This window comes from Cupriavidus sp. DB3, assembly GCF_020418465.1.
GTDB classification, from domain to species: domain Bacteria; phylum Pseudomonadota; class Gammaproteobacteria; order Burkholderiales; family Burkholderiaceae; genus Cupriavidus; species Cupriavidus cauae.
Genome location: NZ_JAIZPL010000004.1, coordinates 113,016 through 130,417, shown reverse-complemented (window position 1 = coordinate 130,417; position 17,402 = coordinate 113,016). Strand labels below are relative to the sequence as shown.

At 67.9% G+C, this 17,402-nt stretch carries 10 protein-coding genes; 5 read left to right on the top strand and 5 right to left on the bottom strand.

The window, feature by feature from the left end; all coding sequences use genetic code 11:
• The first annotated feature begins 142 nt into the window (after positions 1–142).
• From putA to K7G19_RS14095, 5 genes are all read left to right on the top strand, one after another.
• Complete coding sequence (gene putA, locus K7G19_RS14115; protein WP_226107801.1) at positions 143–4,132, top strand: trifunctional transcriptional regulator/proline dehydrogenase/L-glutamate gamma-semialdehyde dehydrogenase; 3,990 nt, start codon at positions 143–145, stop codon at positions 4,130–4,132.
• A 206-nt stretch (positions 4,133–4,338) separates the two neighbouring features.
• A complete protein-coding gene (locus tag K7G19_RS14110; protein WP_149317487.1) occupies positions 4,339–5,490 on the top strand; it encodes a branched-chain amino acid ABC transporter substrate-binding protein in 1,152 nt (383 codons plus the stop codon).
• A gap of 304 nt (positions 5,491–5,794) precedes the next feature.
• A complete protein-coding gene (locus K7G19_RS14105) occupies positions 5,795–7,723 on the top strand; it encodes a tetratricopeptide repeat protein (protein WP_226107799.1) in 1,929 nt (642 codons plus the stop codon).
• A 157-nt stretch (positions 7,724–7,880) separates the two neighbouring features.
• Positions 7,881–9,104, top strand: a complete 1,224-nt coding sequence (locus K7G19_RS14100) for a cation:proton antiporter (RefSeq protein WP_226107797.1) — start codon at positions 7,881–7,883, stop codon at positions 9,102–9,104.
• Positions 9,104–10,219, top strand: a complete 1,116-nt coding sequence (locus tag K7G19_RS14095; protein WP_149317490.1) for a YbdK family carboxylate-amine ligase — start codon at positions 9,104–9,106, stop codon at positions 10,217–10,219. The genes K7G19_RS14100 and K7G19_RS14095 overlap by 1 nt, the downstream gene beginning before the upstream one ends.
• 84 nt (positions 10,220–10,303) lie before the next feature.
• Here K7G19_RS14095 and K7G19_RS14090 read toward each other — a convergent pair whose 3' ends face one another.
• The 5 genes from K7G19_RS14090 to gcvP form a co-directional block, all read right to left on the bottom strand.
• Positions 10,304–11,044 carry an MBL fold metallo-hydrolase gene (locus K7G19_RS14090; protein ID WP_226107795.1) on the bottom strand — a complete coding sequence of 247 codons (741 nt, stop codon included), beginning with the start codon at positions 11,042–11,044 and terminating at the stop codon, positions 10,304–10,306.
• A gap of 32 nt (positions 11,045–11,076) precedes the next feature.
• Positions 11,077–12,237: an Rpn family recombination-promoting nuclease/putative transposase gene (locus K7G19_RS14085; RefSeq protein WP_226107793.1), complete on the bottom strand. Its 1,161-nt coding sequence runs from the start codon at positions 12,235–12,237 to the stop codon at positions 11,077–11,079.
• 92 nt (positions 12,238–12,329) lie between these two features.
• Entirely contained in the window at positions 12,330–13,706 is a 1,377-nt protein-coding gene (locus K7G19_RS14080) for an L-serine ammonia-lyase (protein WP_226107791.1), read from the bottom strand.
• Positions 13,707–13,780: 74 nt separating this feature from the next.
• Positions 13,781–14,314 (bottom strand): DUF421 domain-containing protein, encoded by a 534-nt coding sequence (locus K7G19_RS14075; protein WP_149317494.1) that lies wholly within the window; start codon positions 14,312–14,314, stop codon positions 13,781–13,783.
• A 150-nt stretch (positions 14,315–14,464) separates the two neighbouring features.
• Entirely contained in the window at positions 14,465–17,383 is a 2,919-nt protein-coding gene (gcvP, locus tag K7G19_RS14070) for an aminomethyl-transferring glycine dehydrogenase (protein WP_226107789.1), read from the bottom strand.
• Positions 17,384–17,402: the final 19 nt, after the last annotated feature.

Sequence of the window (17,402 nt, the reverse complement as noted above, 5' to 3'; positions counted from 1 at the left end):
TGCACCCTGGTTTTCTCCGGGAGTATGATCGCGCCAATTTGCATCACATCGCGCGACTTCCGCACGACCGTCCGGGCTCCATTGAGCGACCCACGGCGGGCGATTGAGAGGCGGCAAGCGCGTTCCTCGGAGATCTCCTCGCATGGCCACCACCACCCTCGGCGTCAAGCTCGACGACGCCTCCCGCGACCGCCTGAAGCGCGTTGCCCAGTCGATCGACCGCACGCCCCACTGGCTGATCAAGCAGGCGATCTTCTCCTACCTGGAGCAGATCGAGCGCGGACAGGCGCCGCACGAGGCGAACGGCAGCGGCCAGCCCGACGCGGACGGGGCCGACACGCTCGACGCGGTGGCCGGCGAGGGCGCGCCACAGCCCTTCCTCGAATTTGCCCAGAGCATCCAGCCGCAGTCGGTGCTGCGCGCGGCGATTACCTCCGCCTACCGCCGGCCCGAAACCGAATGCGTGCCGGTGCTGCTGGAGCAGGCCCGCCTGCCGCAGCAGCAGGCCGACGCCGCGCTGGCGATGGCAAAGAAGCTGGCCCTGAACCTGCGCCAGCAGAAGGGCGGCAGCGGCCGCGAAGGGCTGGTGCAGGGGCTGATCCAGGAATTCTCGCTGTCGTCGCAGGAAGGCGTGGCGCTGATGTGCCTGGCCGAGGCGCTGCTGCGCATTCCCGACAAGGCCACCCGCGACGCGCTGATCCGCGACAAGATCAGCGGCGCCAACTGGCAGTCGCACCTCGGCCAGAGCCCGTCGCTGTTCGTCAACGCCGCCACCTGGGGCCTGCTGGTCACCGGCAAGCTGGTCTCGACCCATAACGAGGCCGGCCTGACCCGCGCGCTGACGCGCATCATCGGCAAGGGCGGCGAGCCGCTGATCCGCAAGGGCGTCGACATGGCGATGCGCCTGATGGGCGAGCAGTTCGTCACCGGCGAGACCATCTCCGAGGCGCTGGCCAACGCGCGCAAGTACGAGGCCCAGGGCTTCCGCTACTCGTACGACATGCTGGGCGAGGCCGCGATGACAGAGGCCGACGCGCAGCGCTATCTGGCCTCCTACGAGCAGGCCATTCACGCGATCGGCCAGGCCTCGCGCGGCCGCGGCATCTACGAGGGCCCGGGCATCTCGATCAAGCTGTCGGCGCTGCATCCGCGCTACAGCCGCGCCCAGCACGAGCGCGTGCTCGGCGAGCTGTACGGGCGCCTGAAGTCGCTGACGCTGCTGGCCCGCCAGTACGACATCGGCATCAACATCGACGCCGAGGAGGCCGACCGGCTGGAAATCTCGCTGGACCTGCTGGAACGGCTCTGCTTCGAGCCCGAGCTGGCCGGGTGGAGCGGCATCGGCTTCGTCGTTCAGGGCTACCAGAAGCGTTGCCCGTTCGTGATCGACTACCTGATCGACCTGGCGCGCCGCAGCCGCCATCGCCTGATGATCCGGCTGGTCAAGGGCGCCTACTGGGACAGCGAGATCAAGCGCGCCCAGGTCGACGGCCTGGAGGGTTACCCGGTCTACACGCGCAAGGTCTACACCGATGTGTCGTACCTCGCCTGCGCGCGCAAGCTGCTGTCGGTGCCGGACGCGATCTATCCGCAGTTCGCCACCCACAACGCGCACACGCTGGCCGCGATCTACCAGATCGCCGGCCATAGCTACTACCCCGGACAGTACGAATTCCAGTGCCTGCACGGCATGGGCGAGCCGCTGTACGACCAGGTGGTCGGCCCGGTGGCCGAGGGCAAGCTGAACCGGCCGTGCCGCATCTACGCGCCGGTCGGCACGCACGAGACGCTGCTGGCCTACCTGGTGCGGCGCCTGCTGGAGAACGGCGCCAACACCTCGTTCGTCAACCGCATTGCCGACGACACCATCTCGCTGGACGAGCTGGTCGCCGACCCGGTCGCGCAGGTCGAACGGATGCACAAGGAAGAGGGCACGCTTGGCCTGCCGCATCCGCGCATTCCGATGCCGCGCGGCCTGTACGGCAAGGCACGCGCCAATTCGGCGGGCCTCGATCTGTCGAACGAACATCGCCTGGCCTCGCTGTCGTCGGCGCTGCTGCACGGCGCGACCGAGCGCCTGAGCGCCGAGCCGATGCTGGGCGTCGACCCCGTGGGCGGCGGCGACACTGCGCCGGTGCTCAATCCCGCCGACCATCGCGATGTGGTGGGGCAGGTCACCGAGGCCAGCGCGGCCGATGTCGAGGCCGCGCTGCAGGCCGCGGTCAATGCCGCGCCGATCTGGCAGGCCACGCCGCCCGAGGTCCGCGCCGCGGCGCTGGAGCGCGCCGCCGACCTGATGGAAGCGCAGATGCAGGCGCTGATGGGCGTGATCATGCGCGAGGCCGGCAAGACGTTCTCGAACGCCATCGCCGAGGTCCGCGAGGCGGTCGACTTCCTGCGCTACTACGCGGTGCAGGTGCGCGAGCATTTCTCCAACGACTCGCATCGCCCGCTGGGGCCGGTGGTCTGCATCAGCCCGTGGAACTTCCCGCTGGCGATCTTCACCGGCCAGGTCGCCGCGGCGCTGGCCGCCGGCAACACGGTGCTGGCCAAGCCCGCGGAGCAGACCCCGCTGATCGCGGCGCAGGCGGTGCGCCTGCTGCGCGAGGCCGGCGTGCCGGCCGGCGCGGTGCAGCTGCTGCCGGGCCGTGGCGAGACCGTCGGCGCGTCGCTGGTCGGTGATGCGCGCGTCAAGGGCGTGATGTTCACCGGCTCGACCGAGGTCGCCCGCCTGCTGCAGCGTAATCTGGCCGGCCGCCTCGATGCCGCCGGCCGCCCGGTGCCGCTGATCGCCGAGACCGGCGGCCAGAACGCGATGATCGTCGATTCGTCGGCGCTGGCCGAGCAGGTGGTCGCCGATGTCGTGAGCTCGGCGTTCGATTCGGCCGGCCAGCGCTGCTCCGCGCTGCGCGTGCTGTGCCTGCAGGAGGATGTGGCCGACCGCGTGCTGGAGATGCTCAAGGGCGCGATGGCCGAGCTGACGATGGCCAACCCGGATCGCCTGTCGACCGACGTCGGTCCGGTGATCGACGAGGAGGCGCGCGCCGGCATCGTCAAGCATATCGAGGGGATGCGCGCCAAGGGCCGTCGCGTGCATCAGGCGGATGCCAACGCGGCGCTGTCGCCGTCGTGCCGCCATGGCACTTTCGTGCCGCCGACGCTGATCGAACTGAACCATATCGGCGAGCTGCAGCGCGAGGTGTTCGGCCCGGTGCTGCACGTGGTGCGCTACCAGCGTTCGCGCCTGGATGCGCTGCTCGACCAGATCAATGCCACCGGCTACGGCCTGACCATGGGCGTGCACACCCGCATCGACGAAACGATCGAGCACATCGTGTCGCGCGCCCATGTCGGCAACCTCTACGTCAACCGCAATATCGTCGGCGCGGTGGTCGGCGTGCAGCCGTTCGGCGGCGAGGGCCTGTCAGGCACCGGTCCGAAGGCCGGCGGTCCGCTCTATCTGCACCGCCTGCTGTCGACCTGCCCGCAGGACGCCTTCGTCGCCGTGGCCCGTGCGGCCGCGGCGGCCGACGCGCCGGCTGCGGAGCCGCGTGCGGCCCTGCGCCCCGAGGCCCAGGCCGCCTTCGATGCCTTCCGCCAGTGGGCGGCATCGGACACAGCCCCGGCGCCGGCGCTGGTGGAGCAGTGCGACCGCTTTGCCGCGGCCTCGACCTCGGGCATGACGGTGACGCTGCCCGGCCCGACCGGCGAGCGCAATACCTACACGCTGCTGCCGCGCGACACCGTGCTGTGCCTGGCGCCGAACGAGGCCGACCTGGCCACGCAGCTGGCGGCGGTGCTGGCGGTCGGCGCCGGCGCGTTGTGCCCGGACGCCGAGCCCGCGCGGACCCTGTATGCGCGGCTGCCGAAGGCAGTACAATCGCGCGTCCGCCTGGTTGCCGACTGGAGCGCGGCCGACGTCGCCTTCGACGCGGTGCTGCACCACGGCGATTCGGACCAGCTGCGCGCGGTGTGCGAACAGGTCGCGCAGCGGCCCGGTCCGATCGTCGGCGTGCAGGGGCTGGGCCACGGCGACACCGGCATCGCGCTGGAGCGTCTGCTGATGGAGCGCTCGCTGTCGGTCAATACCGCGGCGGCCGGCGGCAACGCGAGCCTGATGACGATCGGCTGACCGCGGGGACCGACGGCAACGACAACGATTGACCGCCCGAGCCGGTCCGACGTATCGGTCGGACGTCCGGGTTGGGCGCCAGACAGGCGCAGGTGCGGCGGCGATCCCGCCCTCGCTGCGCCACCGAGAAAGCGTGGTCCGCAGGGGCGGGCCGAACGCTTCCAAGAGTGCAGTGAACCGGCCTACAGGCTACCCAAGGAGAACGGATGAACACGACCTTCCACAAGACGGCGCTGACCGTCGCACTGACGATCGCCGGCCTGACCGCGGCGTCCGCCGCGTTCGCGCAGGCGCAGGAAATCAAGCTCGGCTTTGCCGCGCCGATGACCGGTGGTCAGGCGCAGTACGGCAAGGACATGCAGAACGGCGTGGTGCTGGCGATCGAGCAGATGAACGCCACCAAGCCCAAGATCGGTGGCAAGGAAGTCAAGTTCGTGCTGCTGTCCGAGGACGACCAGGCCGATCCGAAGACCGGCTCGGTGGTGGCGCAGAAGCTGGTCGACAACGGCATCCAGGGCATGCTCGGCCATTTCAACTCGGGCACCAGCATCCCGGCCTCGATGGTCTACAACCGCGCCGGCATCGCGCAGATCGCGATGGCGACCGCGCCCGAATACACCCGCCAGGGCTTCAAGACCACCTTCCGCATGATGACCTCCGACACCCAGCAGGGTTCGGTGCTCGGCAACTACGTGGTCAAGAAGCTCGGCGCGAAGAACATCGCCATCGTCGATGATCGTACCGCCTACGGCCAGGGCCTGGCCGACGAGTTCGAGAAGGCCGCCAAGGCCGCCGGCGGCAAGATCGTGCGCCGCGAGTTCACCAACGACAAGGCGGTGGACTTCAAGGCCGTGCTGACCAACATCAAGCGCAGCAACCCGGACATCATCTTCTTCGGCGGCGCCGAGACGCAGTCCGCGCCGATGGCCAAGCAGATCAAGGAACTGGGCCTGAAGTCGCCGCTGGTGTCGGGCGAGATGTCCAAGACCGACAACTTCCTGAAGCTGGCCGGTCCCGCAGCGGAAGGCACGGTGGTGTCGCTGGCCGGCCTGCCGCTGGAGCAGATGCCGGGCGGCGCCAAGTATGCGCAGGACTACGAGAAGCGTTTCAAGAGCAAGGTCCAGACCTACTCGCCGTATGCCTACGACGGCGCCACCGCGCTGATGACGGCAATGGTCAAGGCCGGCTCGGCCGATCCGGCGCGCTATCTGCCGGTGCTGGCGGCGACCAACATGCCGGGCGTCACCACCAAGACGCTGGCCTACGACGCGCGCGGCGACCTGAAGGACGGCGGCATCACCGTCTACAAGGTCGTGGGCGGCAAGTGGACCGTGCTGGAAACGCTGGGCGGCAAGTAAGCCCGGGTTTTCCACAGCGGGTCGACATTGGGTCCACTGTCCCGGAATTCCACAGTTCCACAGTTGGGCTGTGGTGCGGAACGCCACCCCTCGGGGTGGCGTTTTCTTTGGCCGCCGCATCACCGCCGCATCACCACCGCACTGGCCGCGGCGTTGGCCGCCGGCTTGACCACCAGGGCGGCGGCATCCGGCCGGCTCGACCCGCTTCCACGGCCTTGCCTCCCGCGTGGCGCATAATCGCGGTCTTGCCGTTTCCTCGCTATCCCAGTTGTCCCTCTTTGCCCATCACCCTGAAGGAGTACCCGTGTCCGCGCAGCCAGTCAGCTACGACCACGCCATCGAGCTTGCCACGCAGGAGCGCTACGACGAAGCGCTGGCGGTGATCGACGCGTTGGCGCGCCAGCGGCCCGAGGTCGTCGATTACGAGGCGCTGCGCGCCCGGTTGCTGTTCGACAAGGGCGAGCCCGAGCAGGCGCTGGCCGCGCTCGAGGCGGCGCTGTCCCGCCTGCCCGAGCTGCCGCTGCATCCCGCGCACCGCTGGGCCTCGCGCGGCGTGCTGGCGCATCGCTACGGCATGCTGCTGATGAACCAGCAGCGTTTCGCCGAGGCGCTGCCCTGGCTGGAAGAGGCGGCCCGGCGCAACGGGCTGGCCACCGGCGAATGGAGCGCGCAGCTGCATGCGGGGCTGGCGCACTATCGGCTGCGCCAGTTCGCCGAGGCCGGCCGCTATTGGTACGACCTGCTGTATCGCGCGCCGGACCTGGGTGCGCACGACATCCTGAGCCTGGCGGCCGCGCACGTGCAGGGCGCCGAGTCCGAGGGACAGCGCGCCGAACCGATGCTGCGGCTGTGCCTGGCCCGCATCGGCCTGGACAATGCCGATCTGCTGGAGATGAGCGAGGAGCAGGGCGACGCGCTGGCCGCGCAGCAGGCGCAGATGGTGCTGGCCGAGAACCCGGACCATCCGCACGCGCGCCGCATCCTCGCGCCGCTGCGGCTGCGGGCCGGCGATCTCGCCGGTGCGCGCGACGACCTGGCGGTCTACCAGCGCCAGGTGCCGGACCCGAAGGCGCAGATACGCGAGCTCGAGTGGCGCCATCAGGGCGGCGAGGCCGAGCCCTGGCGCGACTTCGTGCTGACCGACGCGGCCACCGACGCGCATGGCTACTACCTTGCCGGGCTGGCGCTGGCCGACTTCATCGAGCGCGTGCCGGCGTCGGCGGAAGCGCTGCGGCCACAGCTGCTGCGCGCCTGGCAAACGGGCCTGGCCCGCTTCGAGCAGTATTTCGCCACCGGGGAAGGCGGCTACGATGACGCCGACCCGCATATCTATTCGCTGCTGTGCGACCGGCTGGCGCGCCGGCTCGATCTCGACGATGCCGCGCAGCGCGACGAACGCATCGCGCTGCATGAGAAGGGCATTGCCGTCAGCGATTTCATCGAGCACTGGCTCGATCTGCTGGCCTGCCACGACGCCGCCGGACGCCATCAGCGCGTGGTTGAGATCGCCGGCGAGGTGCTGAACCGCTATCCGCTGGATCGCCATGCGGGCCACGTGACCTGGGTGTTCAGCCGGCTGATCCACGCGTGGAAGGCGATCGGTGGCAGCGAGGCGATCGGCGCGGCGCGGGCCGCGATCGCCCATATGGAGGCGCGGCTTGACGCGCTGCCGGTCGAGGAACGCAGCGAGGCGGCGCTGTCGATGGCCCATGCGCGCACGCATTTCGCCACGCTGCTGGGGAATTCGGCCGGATCGATGGAAGCGCGCGAACGCGCGCTGGCGCTGGACGAGATCGAGGCCCTGCAGGCGCGCGCGGTGGTGGTCGAGGACGCCTGGGTCTACGACGCCTTCGGCCGCATCTGGCGCGGCCTGGCCGACAACGAGCGCGCCTTGCCGCTGTTCGAGCGCGCCATCGCGCTGACCGAGGGCGATGCCGAGGACCAGGCCGCGGCGCGGCTGCAGCGCGGGCTGATCCGGCTCGACGCGCAGCAGTACGCCGAGGCGCTGACCGACTTCCATGCCGCCTTCGCGGTGCGCGACGACTGGGAGGCGGACGTGCATCTGCATGCGGCGCAGGCCGCGCTGGGTCTGGCGAGGCGCGAGGAGGCGCGCGATCTGTTTCTGCAGGCCCGCGCGCGCGGGGCCGCGCAAGGGCGTACCCGCGCGTTGTATGCGAAGGTCGAAAACGCACTGAAGGCCACGCGGCCGGCGTGGAAACTGTGGGGCGTCTAAGCCTGAGGTGCAGGCCGCGCGCGTGAGTGTGGACGCGCCGGAGACGCGATGGAGACGCGATGGAGACGCGATCCGATAGCGCGTCGGCGGAAACCTCAGCAAAACTCGTGCCTTGTCGGACAAACCCGGACACGGGTTCAAAGGCCCTTCCGTTAGGATGTCACCCATGAATGGATTGAGCCAACTATTTCCGACCTGGCCGCTCGCACCCAGCGGGCTGTTCTGGGTCGGCCTCGCGCTGGTAGGCGCGGGCCTTGCCGGCGAAATTTGCCGGATGTATCTGAGATTGCCGCGTATCGTCGGTTATGCCGCCACCGGTCTGCTGGCCGGCACGCTGGGCCGCCCCATCGTCGATCAGACGATGATCGCGCAGACCCGCATCCTGATCGACATGGCGCTGGCGCTGGCCCTGTTCGAACTCGGCCATCGCCTGTCGCTGGTCTGGCTGCGGGCCAATCGCTGGCTGCTGTTTACCAGTGCCTCGGAGAGCCTGCTGACCTGGGGCCTCGTCACCGCGGTGCTGCAATGGATCGGCGTGAGCCCGACCGTCGCCATCCTCGCCGGCGGCATCGCGGTCAGCACGTCGCCGTCGATCGTGCTGCAGCTGAAGAACGAATTGCGTGCCGAAGGCCAGGTCACCGAACGGCTGATGGCGATGACCGCCCTCAACAGCATGTATGCCGCGGTAATCGTGCAGCTGGCGACCGGCTGGCTGCATTCGGAATACGGCAATCTGGGCGCGGCGCTGCTGCATCCGCTGTATCTGCTGGTCGGCTCGTGCCTGCTGGCGTGGCTGGTCGGCAAGCTGAGCCAGGCGGTCTATGCGCGGATGCCGGCCGACGATCAGTACAGCTTTCTGGTGCTGGTCGGCATCGTGCTGTTCACGCTGGCGCTGACGCGGCTGCTGAAGCTGTCGATGCCGTTGACGCTGCTGCTGGCTGGCGTCGTCTTCAAGCATCAGGACAATCAGCCGCGCGTGTGGCCCGCGCACTTCGGCAGCGCCGGTACGCTGCTGATCATCGTGATGGTGGTGTCGCTGGGGCTGCCGGTGACCGTGCGCGACTGGTCCATCGCCGGCGTCGCCGCGATCGTGCTGGTGCTGCTGCGGCATCTGGCCAAGCTCGGCGGCGTGGTGTCGCTGGGTTCGTTCTCGGGCCTTAGCATCCGGCAGTGCGTGGCGCTTGGCGTGGCGCTGGGGCCGATGTCGGGTCTGGCTTACCTGCTGATGAGCGATGTGGCGCGGCTCTATCCGGAAACCGGGGAAATGCTCAACGCGATCGTGCTGTGCGCGCTGGCGATCGAGCAGATCGCGGCGCCGGTATTGGCCGCATGGGCACTTCGCTATGCCGGCGAGGTCAGAGGCAATGGAGGAGGGCGCTGATGTCACTCGAACCGTTCAAGCAATCCGAGGCGCTGACCTTCGGCGTCGAGCTGGAAATGCAGCTGGTCAATCGCCATGACTACGATCTGGCGCCGTTCGCGCCCGATTTGCTGCGGCTGCTGAAGGGCGCCCAGCATGCGGGCGATATCAAGCCGGAGATCAGTCCGTCGATGATCGAGATCAGCACCGGCATCTGCCATGACTACGCGCAGGCGCTGTCCGAGCTGACCACGATGCGCGACCTGATGGTCGAGGCCTCGCATTCGCTGAACCTGGGCATCTGCGGCGGCGGCACGCATCCGTTCCAGCAGTGGGCCGATCGCACCATCTCCGACTCGCCGCGCTACCAGTACATCTCCGAGCTGTACGGCTACCTGGCCAAGCAGTTCACCGTGTTCGGCCAGCACGTGCATATCGGCTGCCCGACCGCCGACGATTCGCTGTTCCTGCTGCATGCGATCGGCCGCTACGTGCCGCACTTCATTGCGCTGGCGGCGTCGTCGCCGTATGTGCAGGGCGTCGATACCGGCTTCGCTTCCGCGCGACTGAATTCGGTCGCTGCCTTCCCGATGAGCGGCCGCGCGCCCTTCATGCTGACCTGGGACGCCTTCACCGCGTACTTCGAGAAGATGCGCAAGACGGGCGTGATCGAGAGCATGAAGGACTTCTATTGGGATATTCGCCCCAAGCCGGAATTCGGCACCATCGAAGTCCGCGTCATGGACACGCCGCTGACGGTCGCGCGCGCCTGCGACATTGCGGCCTATATCCAGGCGCTGGCGCGCTATCTGCTGCTGTCGCGCCCCTTCATGCCGGAAGAGGACGACTACCTGGTCTATACCTTCAACCGCTTCCAGGCCTGCCGCTTCGGACTCGACGGCGAGTACGTGCACCCCAACGAACTGACGCGGATGCCGATCGCCGACCATATCCTGTCGATCTGCGACGTGCTGGTGCCGCACGCCGAAGCGCTCGGTTCGCTGGAGGCCTTGGCCAATATACGCATGCTGGCCGCCAGCCGCAGCGGCGACGCCGAATGGGCGCGCCAGGTCGATGCCGATACGCGCAGTCTGCGCGAGGCGGTGCGGCAGAGCTGCGATCGCTGGGCAGGGTAAGAGAGTCCTTGTGCCGGGCCGCGCCGCTGCCATCCTTGCCTTCCCTGCGATAACAGCAATCGCTGCGATCGCGGGGAGCGGCGGTCAGACCCCGTGCGGGATGCTGTCGCCGTCGCCGAGCCCGAGCCGCTGGTTCGCCGGCACCGCCACCGCCAGCAGCTTCGGCGGCGGCAGGTTCAGCCCCTTCATCATCTCGATGAACTCTTCGCGTGTGCGGCCGCACAGCCGGCTGTTGGTGGCCCGTTCGTGACCGATGGTCGAATGGGTGCGGCCCTTGTAGTCATGGGCCGGATATACCAGCGTGTCGTCGGGCAGCGCAAACAGCTTGCGCGTCAGGCTGTCGTATAGCGTGCCGGCGTCGCCGGACTGGAAGTCGGTGCGTCCGCAGCCGTCGATCAGCAGCGCATCGCCGGTAAAGACCCGGCGCACCACGCCGCCGTCCGGCTGCGCCTCTTCCCACAGATAGCTCATGCTGCCGGCGGTATGTCCCGGCGTATGGATGGCGCGCAGCGTTTGCGTGCCGAACGGGATCGTGTCGCCGTCGATCAGCTGCTTCAGCGCCGGCCGGATATCGCAGCCCGACGGCGCGGCGGTATGCGCGCCGGTGCGTTGCGCGAGATGGCCGGCAGAGGTGATGTGGTCGGCGTGCGCATGGGTCTCGATGACCCAGGCAAGCCGTACCCCGGTCTGCTGCACCAGCGCCAGATCCCGTTCGAGCTGACGGTCGACCGGATCGATCAGCGCGGCGTCACGTGTCGCCGCGTCGATCAGCAGGTAGGTGTAGGTACTGGACTCGCGATCGAAGAGTTGATGGAAGGTTTGCATCTGCGGGAATACTAACGAAGCGCCGCCTGGCGCTAGTCTTCGAATACGTCGGCGAGGTGCTGGGCGCTCAGCAGTCTTTCTCCCCAGGCTTCCAATTGTTCAAGCCGGGCGCTGTTCAGCCGTGATTCGAGTTCGGCTGGCAGAGGGCCGAAGCGCTTGGCAAGCAGATTTCGCAGGAGCATGGCCTGACCCTGTTGCAGGCCCTCCTGCAGACCTACCTGCCGGCCCTCCTGCAGACCTGCCTGCAGACCTACCTGCCGGCCCTCCTGCAGACCTGCCTGCCGGCCCTCCTGCAAACCTACCTGCCGGCCCTCCTGCAGACCTGCCTGCCGGCCTTCCTGCAGACCTGCCTGCCGGCCTTCCTGCAGACCTACCTGTCGGCCTTCTCGCCGGCCTTCCTGCAGACCTACCTGCCAACCTTCCTGCAGGCCTTCCCGCTTGTAATTGGCCTTCCACTGCGCAATATTCGTCGACAGCGACATTTCAGCCTCCATCAGGTTGTGTATGTCCGTTAAATACAAACCGGCCCGGCGATGCCGTGAGCCTACATGCTTCAGCCATCGTACGAAAGTGTCCTCCAGGACCGGGTCGTCGGCCACGCGCAGCCTGATCCAGCGAACCGCTTCGAGCATCGCCGTCTCCGTCTCCGCGTTCTCGAAGCGGAACACCGCGGCGACGAGATTGTCGAGCGTGGCCAGTTCCTCATCTGAATATCGCCGCGCGTCCACCAGAAGATATTCGCAGCGCGGCTGGCAGCGGCACAAGTCATCCGGCAGCCGCGGCGACAGATCCGCGATATCGGTCTTTGCCGTCCAGCTGCCTTCCCCGTTGTAGACCACGATCGGCAGCACCGGCGGCAACTGGCCGTCTGGCAGTATATTCCGCCCACGGATCAGCTCCAGATCCAACGACGTGACGTAATTCGTCATGCGAATCGCCATATGGCGATCGATGGTGCTCTGGAATTCGATCAGCAGATAGAGGTAGACCCACTCGCCGCCGGCCTGGATGCGCCAGACCATGTCGCTGGCGCGCTGGCGAAGGCGGTCCGTAACGTAGTTGCTCGAGATACGTTCGAGGGTGTCGAAGTCCAGCGCGCGGACCCACGCGCTCGGCACGAAATCCCGCAGCAGATCACGGACGAATTCCGGTGTGGAGAACAACAGCTTGTAACAGGCATCGTGGCTCGGCATGGCTCGCGCATCGCAGTTGCGGTGCCGAGAGAATGCCGCGCCGAAGGGCCGCGAGATTCCACAAAAGTGCGTGCTACTTTAGTGTTCGAGCTTCAGCACTCGACGATATTGACGGCGAGCCCGCCGCGCGCCGTTTCCTTGTACTTGGTCTTCATGTCGGCACCGGTCTCGCGCATGGTCTTGATCACCGAATCGAGCGAGACATAGTGATTGCCGTCGCCGCGCAAGGCCATGCGCGCGGCGTTGACCGCCTTGACCGAGGCCATCGCATTGCGCTCGATGCAGGGAATCTGCACCAGCCCGCCGACCGGATCGCAGGTCAGCCCCAGGTTGTGTTCCATGCCGATTTCCGCGGCATTCTCGACCTGCTCCGGCGTGCCGCCGAGCACGGCCGCCAGCGCGCCCGCTGCCATCGAACACGCGACGCCAACCTCGCCCTGGCAACCGACTTCGGCGCCGGAGATCGATGCGTTCAGCTTGTACAGCAGACCGATCGCGCCGGCCGTCAGCAGGAAGTCGATCACGCTGCGCTCGTTCGCACCGGGCACGAAGCGATCGTAGTAATGCAGCACGGCCGGGATGATGCCCGCCGCGCCATTGGTCGGCGCGGTCACCACGCGGCCACCGGCCGCGTTCTCCTCGTTGACGGCCATCGCATAGAGGTTGACCCAGTCCATCACCGACAGCGGGTCGGACAGCGTCCGTTCGGCGCGCTCGGTCAGATTGCGGTACAGCTCCGGCGCGCGCCGCTTGACCTTGAACGGGCCCGGCAGCTCGCCATCGGTGCGGCAGCCGCGCGCGACGCAGGCCTGCATCACCTGCCAGATATGCAACAGGCCGGCGCGCACATCGGCTTCGCTGCGCCAGGTGCATTCGTTTTCGAGCATCAGCTGCGCGATCGACTTGCCGCTGCTGCTCGCCATGTCGAGCATCGCGCGGCCGCTGCGGAAGGGATGCGGCAGTTGCCGGTCGGCCTCGAGCACCTGCGTGTTCGCCGCACCCGCGCTGACGACGAAGCCGCCGCCGACCGACAGATAGCGGCCTTCGCGCAGCGTCGCGCCGGCGGCATCGAAGGCATGGAATTTCATGCCGTTCGGATGCTCGGCCAGCGCTTCGCGCCGGTAGAACGCGATATGTTCCTTTTCGACGAAGGGAATCGGATGCTTGCCGAGCAGGGACAGCGTGCGCGAAGCGCGCAGCGCTGCCAGCCTGGCGTCGATGGTGTCCGGATCGATGGTATCGGGCGCCTCGCCGAGCAGGCCGAGAATCACGCCCTTGTCGGTGCCGTGCCCCTTGCCGGTCGCGCCGAGCGAGCCGTACAGCTCGACCCGCACGCTGGCCACCTGCGGCAGCAGGCCGTCGCGCTCCAGTCCATGCGCGAACATGCCGGCCGCACGCATCGGTCCCACCGTATGCGAGCTGGACGGCCCGATGCCGACCTTGAACAGGTCGAATACGCTGACAGCCACGTTGGTCTCCTATCGTTTGCCGGCGGTTTGCCGGCTTCCGCCGCGGCTTGCCGTCCGGCCAGGCGCGATACGGGCTAGACCGGCCGATCGTCCTCGGGGCGTTCCCACAACGAGACGCCGGGGCCGGGCGGTTCCTCCGGCAGTTCCTTGCGCTTGAGCACGCTGATGGCGCCGTCGTTCTCCAGGATCGCGATATAGACGTCGTCCAGGCTGGCGCAGCCCTCGCGCCGCAATACCTTCATCAGATCGTCGCTGGTCAGCCGCGCGCCGTGCATGACCTTGTCGATCACCTTGCCATGGCGGATCAGCAGCTGGGGGTGGCCCTCGACCGCGTACTCGAACTTGCGGCTGCGCCAGCTGAGCCAGCTGACCAGCACGTTGATGCCGATCAGCGTGGCGGCGAGGATCAGGCCTGCGGATACCGACTTGTCATCGCCGACCATGGCGTTCTGCACGCCTTCGGACAGGATCAGCAGCAGGATCAGATCGAACGGGGTCATCTGTCCGATCTGCCGCTTGCCGCCCAGCCGCATCATGATCAGCAGCGCGAAATAGACGATCAGTCCTCGGACGATAAATTCCCACCACGGTGCGCTCATCTCCCACATCGACAGTCTCCTTACCGATGACAGCCCCGGCGCGAATGCCGGGAACTCAGGCCCGGACGCGGAACCGCGTCCGGGCGGCGATGGAGCCGCCGTGCCGGGATCGCCCGCAGTGCCCGCCGACTATGTGCCGACTGCCCGCGGACTGCCTGCTTACTCCTCGTACGCGCTCATCGGCACGCACGAGCAGAACAGGTTGCGATCGCCGTAGACGTTGTCGGCACGGCCGACCGGCGGCCAGTACTTCTGCGTCCGCAGCGAGGCGACCGGATAGGCGGCTTCCTCACGAGTGTACTTGTGGTTCCACTCATTGGCAGTGATGACCGCGGCGGTGTGCGGCGCGTTCTTCAGCGGGTTGTCCTCGCGGTCGAAGCTGCCGTCCTCGACACGGGCGATTTCCTTGCGGATCGCGATCATCGCGTCGATGAAGCGGTCCAGCTCGTGCAGCGCCTCGCTCTCGGTCGGCTCGATCATCAGCGTGCCCGGCACCGGGAAGCTCATGGTCGGCGCATGGAAGCCATAGTCCATCAGCCGCTTGGCGACATCCTCGTTGCTGATGCCGGTCGCCTTCTGGATCGGACGCAGGTCGAGAATGCACTCGTGCGCGATATGGCCGTTGCCGCCCGTGTACAGTACCGGGTAGTAGTCCGACAGCCGCTTGGCGACGTAGTTGGCCGCCAGGATCGCGTTCTCGGTGGCCGCCGTCAGGCCGCGCGCGCCCATCATCGCGATATACATCCACGAAATCGGCAGGATGCTGGCCGAGCCGTAGGGCGCGGCCGAGATCGCGCCGATGCCGTCTGCCGCGCGGCGGTAGCCGCTGCTGGCGTGGTTCGGCAGGAACGGCGCCAGATGCGCGCCGACCGCGACCGGACCCACGCCCGGGCCGCCGCCGCCGTGCGGAATGCAGAAGGTCTTGTGCAGGTTCAGGTGCGACACGTCGCCGCCGAACTGCCCCGGCGCCGCGGTGCCCACCATCGCGTTCATGTTGGCGCCGTCGACATAGACCTGCCCGCCGTGGCTGTGCACGATCTCGCAGATGCGCTGCACGCCTTCCTCGAACACGCCGTGCGTGGACGGATAGGTGATCATGATCGCCGCCAGGTTCTTGCTGTGCTGCGCGGCCTTCTTCTCCAGGTCGGCCAGATCGACGTTGCCGTCCTCGTCGCAGGCCACCACGACCACCTGCATGCCGGCCATCTGCGCGGACGCCGGATTGGTGCCGTGCGCCGACGACGGGATCAGGCAGATATTGCGATGGCTCTCGCCGCGGCTCGCGTGGTAGGCGTGGATGATCTGCAGGCCCGCGTACTCGCCTTGCGAGCCGGCGTTCGGCTGCAGGCTGACGGCGGCGTAGCCGGTGGCCGCGCACAGCATCGCCTCGAGCTGGGCGATCATTTCGCGGTAGCCGACGGTCTGGTCGTCCGGCGCGAACGGATGGATGCTCGAAAACTCGGGCCAGGTGACCGGAATCATCTCGCTGGTCGCGTTGAGCTTCATCGTGCAGGAGCCCAGCGGGATCATCGTGCGATCGAGTGCCAGGTCCTTGTCGGCCAGCATGCGCAGATAGCGCAGCATCTCGTGCTCGGCGTGATGCGTGTTGAAGACCGGATGCGTCAGGTAGGCGCTCTGGCGCGACAGCGCGGCCGGATAGCCGTCATCGGCCGCGGCTTCCAGGGCGTCGAAGGCCGGCACCGGCTTGCCCTGCGCGAAGATCTCCCACAGCGCGACCACATCGTCGCGGGTGGTGGTCTCGTCCAGCGAGATGCCGACATGCGCGGCACCGGCGCGGCGCAGATTGATGCCGCGCGCGGCGGCCGCGGCGTGGATCGCCTCGGTGTCGGCGCCGGTCTCGATCGTCAGCGTGTCGAAGAAGGTCGCATTGCTGCGCGCGTAGCCCAGCGCCTGCAGGCCGCCGGCCAGCGTCGCGGTCAGGCGATGCACGCGTTGCGCGATGCGCTTCAGGCCCTGCGGACCGTGGTAGACCGCGTACATCGACGCCATGACGGCCAGCAGCACCTGCGCGGTACAGATGTTCGAGGTCGCCTTTTCGCGGCGGATATGCTGCTCGCGCGTCTGCAGCGCGAGCCGGTAGGCCGGGTTGCCCTGCGCGTCGACGGTGACGCCCACCAGGCGGCCCGGCATCGAGCGCTTGTAGGCGTCCTTCACAGCCATATAGCCGGCGTGCGGGCCGCCGAAGCCGAGCGGCACGCCGAAGCGCTGCGAATTGCCGACGGCCACGTCGGCGCCCCAATCGCCGGGCGCGGTGAGCAGCGTCAGCGCCAGCAGGTCCGCCGCGGCGACCACCAGGCCGCCGGCCGCGTGGACCGCATCGGCGATCGCGCGGTAGTCCGCCACGTCGCCGTTGACGCCCGGGTATTGCAGCAGCACGCCGAAGGCATGCGCCTGCGCCGCGTCGGCGGCGGGACCGACCTTGACCTCGATGCCGAGCGGCAGCGCGCGCGTGCGCACCACTTCGATCGTCTGCGGCAGCACGTCGTCGGCCACATAGAAGGTATTCGACGCGTGCTTGTTCACGCGCTGCAGCAGCGTCATCGCCTCGGCCGCGGCCGTGCCTTCGTCGAGCATCGACGCGTTGGCGATATCGAGGCCGGTCAGGTCGGTGACCATCTGCTGGAAGTTCAGCATCGCTTCCAGGCGGCCCTGCGAGATCTCCGGCTGGTACGGCGTGTACGCGGTGTACCAGGCCGGGTTCTCGAAGATATTGCGCAGGATCACGCCCGGCGTCAGCGTGTTGTAGTAGCCCTGGCCGATGAAGCTCTTGAACACCTTGTTCTTGCCGGCGATGCCGCGCAGCTTGGCCAGCGCGGCTTCCTCGGTCAGCGGCTCGGTGAATTCGCCCAGCGGCATGCCGTCGCGGCGGCGGATCGCGGCCGGGATGATGGCATCCATCAGCGCGGCGCGGCTGTCGTAGCCCAGCACCTTCAGCATGTGCTGCTGTTCGGCGGCGTCGGGACCGATATGGCGGTGGGAGAAGGCGTCGCGAGCTTCGAGTTCAGCCAGCGAAGGGCGAGCGGATTGAGCGGCGTTCATGGGCAGGGGAGCGTTCATGGCAAGTGACTCGGAGAGG

What these genes read in the sequence shown, in the direction of transcription:
- putA (WP_226107801.1), top strand. Translation starts at nt 143, where the DNA reads ATGGCCACCACCACCCTCGGCGTCAAGCTCGACGACGCCTCCCGCGAC.
- K7G19_RS14110 (WP_149317487.1), top strand. Translation starts at nt 4,339, where the DNA reads ATGAACACGACCTTCCACAAGACGGCGCTGACCGTCGCACTGACGATC.
- K7G19_RS14100 (WP_226107797.1), top strand. Translation starts at nt 7,881, where the DNA reads ATGTCACCCATGAATGGATTGAGCCAACTATTTCCGACCTGGCCGCTC.
- K7G19_RS14090 (WP_226107795.1), bottom strand. Translation starts at nt 11,044, where the DNA reads ATGCAAACCTTCCATCAACTCTTCGATCGCGAGTCCAGTACCTACACC.
- gcvP (WP_226107789.1), bottom strand. Translation starts at nt 17,383, where the DNA reads ATGAACGCTCCCCTGCCCATGAACGCCGCTCAATCCGCTCGCCCTTCG.
- K7G19_RS14085 (WP_226107793.1), bottom strand. Translation starts at nt 12,237, where the DNA reads ATGCCGAGCCACGATGCCTGTTACAAGCTGTTGTTCTCCACACCGGAA.
- K7G19_RS14075 (WP_149317494.1), bottom strand. Translation starts at nt 14,314, where the DNA reads ATGTGGGAGATGAGCGCACCGTGGTGGGAATTTATCGTCCGAGGACTG.
- K7G19_RS14095 (WP_149317490.1), top strand. Translation starts at nt 9,104, where the DNA reads ATGTCACTCGAACCGTTCAAGCAATCCGAGGCGCTGACCTTCGGCGTC.